This is a genomic window from Pseudoduganella sp. RAF53_2 (assembly GCF_052113985.1).
Taxonomy (GTDB): domain Bacteria; phylum Pseudomonadota; class Gammaproteobacteria; order Burkholderiales; family Burkholderiaceae_D; genus Rugamonas.
Map to the genome: position 1 here is coordinate 1 of NZ_JBFRDW010000396.1, position 5,606 is coordinate 5,606.

General features: G+C 58.4%; 5 protein-coding genes. 2 read left to right on the top strand and 3 right to left on the bottom strand.

All coding sequences use genetic code 11. The features are described 5' to 3' along the window. Positions 1-256, top strand: a 256-nt coding sequence (locus AB4Z11_RS21115) for a hypothetical protein (RefSeq protein WP_442027463.1), incomplete at its 5' end; no start/stop codon positions are given. Positions 257-375: 119 nt separating this feature from the next. Further along, positions 376-993, top strand: coding sequence for a methyltransferase family protein (locus tag AB4Z11_RS21120; RefSeq protein ID WP_442027464.1), 618 nt, complete (start codon positions 376-378; stop codon positions 991-993). On the opposite strand, the gene AB4Z11_RS21125 is transcribed toward AB4Z11_RS21120, so the two are convergent. From AB4Z11_RS21125 to AB4Z11_RS21135, 3 genes are all read right to left on the bottom strand, one after another. Beyond that, positions 987-3,920, bottom strand: coding sequence for a glycosyl hydrolase 115 family protein (locus AB4Z11_RS21125; protein ID WP_442027466.1), 2,934 nt, complete (start codon positions 3,918-3,920; stop codon positions 987-989). The genes AB4Z11_RS21120 and AB4Z11_RS21125 overlap by 7 nt on opposite strands. A 70-nt stretch (positions 3,921-3,990) precedes the next feature. Beyond that, positions 3,991-4,356 (bottom strand): PilZ domain-containing protein, encoded by a 366-nt coding sequence (locus AB4Z11_RS21130; protein WP_442027468.1) that lies wholly within the window; start codon positions 4,354-4,356, stop codon positions 3,991-3,993. A gap of 15 nt (positions 4,357-4,371) precedes the next feature. Continuing rightward, positions 4,372-5,130 carry a PilZ domain-containing protein gene (locus AB4Z11_RS21135; RefSeq protein WP_442027469.1) on the bottom strand — a complete coding sequence of 253 codons (759 nt, stop codon included), beginning with the start codon at positions 5,128-5,130 and terminating at the stop codon, positions 4,372-4,374. Positions 5,131-5,606: the final 476 nt, after the last annotated feature.

The window sequence follows — 5,606 nt, forward strand, 5'->3', positions numbered from 1 at the left end:
CGACGGCACTGCTGCTCAGCCACTTCAACGAAGAAATCATCAAACGACGGCACTGCTGCTCAGCCACTTCAACGAAGAAATCATCAAACAAGGCGTTCGATTTTCCAATGGACGGTTCGTGCGCAATCTCTTCGAAAAAATGATCAAGTCCCAAGCCATCCGTCTCGGCCGCCGCACCGGCGATCTCGACACCAGCAGCCTCAGCGCCGTCACCCTCGAAGACGCCCGCAGCGCCCTCAACAAAAACGGCCCTTGAAATGTAAAAATTCGCCGAGAAATATTACTTCCCTCGTGACAATTGGTGAATTTTTTCCAGGCAGCAAGATGCTATTCTGGGACCCGCATTCTTCAAAAAAAATTCATCGCACCAGCCCCATGTACCAAGTCTCCTCGCTGTTTAATTCACGCCTCGCGAATCTGATCGGAAGCCTGGCACTGGCTGCGCTGTGGTGCCTCTTTGCGCTGACCCATATCAAAACCTGGCACATCTTTGGCGATTGGACCTATTTGGTCTTCTGCGGCGCCGAAACCTTGACCGCCTTGTTTTTCCTGTTTCGAAGCAGTCCTAAAGCCGTATCCAGCAATCCCTGGGACTGGCTGGCTGGCGTCGCGGGCACGTTCGCTCCCCTGCTATTCGAACCCGCCGAGTGGGGACTGCTGCCCGAGGCGAAGCATTTCCTGGTGTTTGGCTGTGTGCTTCAGATTGCCGGCATGCTATCGCTGAATCGCAGCTTCGGCCTGATTGCGGCACGCCGCGCCATCAAGACTGAAGGCCTGTATCGCATCGTGCGCCATCCGCTGTATTCCAGTTATCTGCTGGGCGGTATCGCCTATGCGCTATCGAACAGCAGCTGGCGCAATCTGGCCGTAGCCTGCACTGTGATCATGCTGCTCCTGCGCATCTTGCGCGAGGAGCGCGTGCTTCGCCAGGATGAGGCCTATCACAGCTACATCAAGCAAGTGCCRTATCGGCTGATTCCTCTGGTTTATTGAGCGATCCGGGTTTCCGGCACCGGGCCATAACCTTTGCTGGCGCCGACAAAGCGGACCTCGAAGCGGTCAAGTGTCACTGCCGGGTCGAGGGCGTAGACTTCCAGCGTGTGGTTGCCCGGCTTGATCGGCAGGTTCGGAATCTCCGCGGCGACTTCGTTATCGAGCACATTCTGGCGCCAGGTGGCGGCGTAATACTCGCGGCCGAAGTCCAGCACGTGTGGTGGCGCGCCGTCAATCGATACCGCGATGCGCATCTTGCCATCAATGGTGGCAGGGAATAGCGGCAAGGCCACCGCACGCAGCGACACGATCTCGTCGAACACATAATTGGGGAAGCTGTAATCGCGTTCCGGCTTCAGCGTGTGGAAGCGGTACAGCATGCGCGGCGCCTTTGCCAGTGCAGCCGGATTGGCCGGATCAATCGGTTGCAGGTCCAGCGCCGCCTGCACGTCCGCGCCCGTGTGTCCCACCCCATCCAGAATCTGCCACGCTCCAGTTATACGGTCGGCATGCGCGGCATACATCGATACGACGCCTTGCGAATCGATGAAGGACGCCGTGCGGTCCGTGATCGGCGGCGCCACGCGCACGTGGACGTCGATCGGCTGCTGACCGACGCTGCAGCTGATGTGCACCAGGCCATCCTTCGCCTGCTTCGGCGCTTTCGCCCAGTCAATCGACACCTCCAGCCGCTGCTCATAGCCATCCGCCTGCGAGAAGCGGCCCGCTGTCTTGTCGACGCGAATCCATGGCACGCTTGGCGTCGCACTCCAGGTGGCGTCCAGCGGCTGGCTGGTGAAGACGTCGAGGTAGTAGCTGCGGTCGCCCAGTTCGGGGCTGAAGGTCGGCAGCGTCGGGAAGAACCAATCCTTGTCGTCAAAGAAGCCGCCGCCTTCGACCTGCACCGGACAGCGCTTGGCATCCGTCGGAATCGACCACGCCGGAATCGCCGGCGGCAGATAATTGGTCAGCGACTGCGGATAGCTGTTGGAAATGTAGCGCCATTTGCCGCCTTCGATATCCTCGCCATAGCGGCGCACGTTCGCCAGGATCGCATCGTGCGCGCGTTGCGCTTCCTGCGCATAAGCATTGGCACTGGCACGGCGCTGCAGGCCGTAGGCAATCGACTTGTCCATGGCCAGCTGCTGCAGATTCATATTCCCGCCCACCGCGACCGGATAGCCGACCAGCTCATAGAACGCCGACTTGCGGTCGGCAGGCAGCGCTGCTTCCAGATCCTTCGAGGCGTCCATGATCGTCTTGTAAGCGTCGGCGCGCCGCGCATTCTCGTCGCCGAAATCGGTGATGGAGAAGCGCGACTGCTGCACGGACGTCATCGGGAAGGTAGTGTTGAAGGCCATGAACTCGGGGTTCCGGCCGAAAGCGAGCTTGTAGTAGCGCCACATCACATCGGCCACCCTGGCGCCCTGCTCTGCGCCGAAATTCCTCACAGCCCAATTATCCATGTAGGCGTGAGCGGAACCTGGCTTGGCGAAGCTCTCCATATCGAATGCCATCGCCAGATAAAAATCGAGCAGGTATTCGACCGGCTTGATATTTCCCACGTTGAGCATCCACACGCTCCGCGCATTGCCGTGATACGCGCGCGTCATTTCCTCCCACATCAGATTGGGATCGGTCGAAGGCAGTAGCAGGTAATTGCCCGGCGCGCCCCAGAACGTCGCGTGATAGTAAATACCGGAGCCGCCGGAGCGCTTGCGTTCACGCGCGTCGTTCAGGCGCAGGAGGTAGCCGTAATTGTCATCGGGCCAGATGATGGTGACATCGTCAGGCACCTGGATGCGGCCTGTGTTGTAGGCAGCAGTCACTTCTTTGTAGGGCGTGAATGCCTGCGGTATCTGCGCCGCCGGCTTGCCGAGCGAGGTGCTGAGTATCTTGCGCTGCGCCTGGATCACGTCACGCAGAATGTCGCCCATTTTCGCAGCGGAGTCGGCGCCTTCCATCGGGAAGTCGTCCACGCCACGCATGCCAACGGTATAGAGATTATCGTACTTGCCCCACTTATCCACCGCGCCGCGCCAGTATTCGATCAGGCGCTGCTTGTTGGTGGTCCAGTTGTAGGGTCCCATCGTCTTCTCGTCCCACTCGACGCCATTATTCCGCAACAGCATTTCGACATGTGACGAGCCGCGAATCACCGCGTAGTCGGCAGCCGTGTCATAGTTTTCGGGCTTGAGATTGAAGGCAGGATCGGTGCTGTTCATCGCCGGCCAGATCAGGTTGGCCTTCAGGCGCCACATCAACTCGAATACGCGCTCATAGGTCCTGGGACCGATGCCGTGYGCCTCCTGGTCAAAGGTCTTCCCCGCCCACTCCCTGAGGAAGGATGCGTTGATGAAGAAGCCCCGGTACTTAACCGAAGGCGGCCTGGARAAACTGCTGGCAGCCGAGACGTTGATCCGGTCGCGGGTTCGCGTCTTGACGTCAGCCCACCACTCCCAGGCGGACACTCCCATCTCGCGCGTCAGGTCGACCACACCCCACACTGCGCCGCGTGTGTCGGAGCCGAAGATGAGGAGCGCGCGCGCCTTGGGGTCCCAGGGCGCGGGAATGACGGCGCGGCCATAGCTTTCCCATTTGCCGTCGATCGCTGAGGACGACAGTCCATTCTTGCGCAGCAGTTCGGCAATGCGCGGGGACGAGGCCAAGCCGACAATGACACCCGTGCCGTGGCCGGCCGCGACGCCTGCCTCGATGTCCGGCTTGCGGTCACTGATTTGCTGCAGATCGTGCGACAGCAATTCCGCAGCCTTGCGAATCGGCGCCCCGCCGTCCGGATCATAGGCGACGCTGGCCAGCGTCTGCCCATCGTACAAAGCCAGCTGCGCTGGGACATCCGTTGCAGCATGCGCCGAAGCGGCCAGCGCTACAAACGCAAATAGCGACACCAAAGAACGACCACCCATGTCTCCCCCTCATGTTATTTACCATAAGGGTACACGACATTGGTAGCGCAAACATTACAAAATGTAGCCGCTAGAACGCCTTGGGCCGGGTCAAGAAGTCGAACAAGCGATCTTCGACATTCTGTGTCAATGGCTGAAACCGGGCGCCACAGCGGTACTGGTTTGTTTCGCCGATCGGCGCACAGTAGACGATTTCGAGCCGGATTTCGCACGGATCGGCTTCACCAGGCAAAACGAAGTGCAAGATGTGCTGCGACCCTGATTGCAAACGGTCGCCATGGACGATGCCTGCTCCAGAGCGGGAGATATCCAGCAAGCGCGTTGGCATGCTCTCCATTCCGTCAATCGGATGCAGGCTCGCCGGGAGAGACAGCATCAAGCGCGCATGTTCGCGCCGGGATGCCATTGCATTTTGTTCTTCTTCGCTGAGGTCCATGAGCCATTTTAAGGCTTAACGCATTTGATCCAGAATTGTTTTGATCTTGCTCTCCTCTTCGGGCGCCAAATTGACAAACATGCAGCCGAGATGCAGCTGCTCGCCGAGCAGGAAGGAACGGATGCTGCGTGTGTGGCGGATTTCCAGCTCAGCGACTTCGACGGTTTCCGATCCCAGATCGAGCACCACATCGCGCACCTTGCGTCCCTTGAACAAGCCCTTCGCATCTCGCTTCGCGCACCGCATAGAGATGCCGCTCAGTGAAAGATCGAATACCTGCAGCTCGAACGGACTTGTCCCATTCATCACGAACGAGGCCGTAAAACTGGCCCCAAGCGGTGCTTCCATGCGCTCCGAGGAGCGACGGTTCAGCACCTCGCAGTTCTCAGGGAAAATCATCGGAATGTGCTGCGGTTTGCCGGGAACCGAGCTCCATTCAGTATTAGTCAGGCGAAACTGCAGCTTCGCAGCCCGTACACAGGCCACGAAGGTGACTTTGCCGGGCTGCAGGGCGGCCCCTTCGTTCAACTCCATCACGAAATGCGGCAACTGGGGATCGACCGACAAAATGCGTCCCAGCACCACGTCGCGGCTGCCAGTCGCGTACATGGAGATCGCATCGCCGCTCTCTGACAGGAAGGTCAGCATATCGCCAATATCGTCCTCGCTCGTCATCAAAAACGGAGTGGCGGCGGCCGGTATCGGGGCGATCGCATCTTGTGGCCGTGGTGGTCCTTTACGGATCAGGCCGGTAAGGGGCTCGTTGAGCTGCATATTATGATAAGTACAACTTTAGACGTTGTTTGGGTCTCGCTGTACTTTCATCTTAGTCCGATAATTTCCAAAAGCAAACTTTATTTTTATTGTGGAAATTATGTGACAAAGCGTGACTCTTCCCCCTTGCCAAAATGCTATTCTGAGTGATATCGGCCGAGTTCGGCCAATATCGGTCATTGAGATTTCAAGAGGCTGCAGATGACATTTATTCTTCGAGCAGTGATTGCTGGAATTGTGGGAGGCATATCCTATCTGTTCGCTCACGCGGCATTACGACCTCGTGGCTGGAACATGCAATCCTCATTGACTGACTCGGAGAATTACTTTGCCCTCGGGATTGCCGTGATTGCTTTCGGAGTCGTCCTCTGTGTTCGTTTGCTCGCAGAATTGACCCACTCCGATTGACCCACCTTCCACTGCCTGGCAAATGCCGCCACGCGGTCATATGATCCTTCGTAGCCCAACTCCTTAAG

Excerpts from the sequence above, each read along its gene's own strand:
- AB4Z11_RS21130 (WP_442027468.1), bottom strand. The coding sequence starts at position 4,356 with ATGGACCTCAGCGAAGAAGAACAAAATGCAATGGCATCCCGGCGCGAA.
- AB4Z11_RS21135 (WP_442027469.1), bottom strand. The coding sequence starts at position 5,130 with ATGCAGCTCAACGAGCCCCTTACCGGCCTGATCCGTAAAGGACCACCA.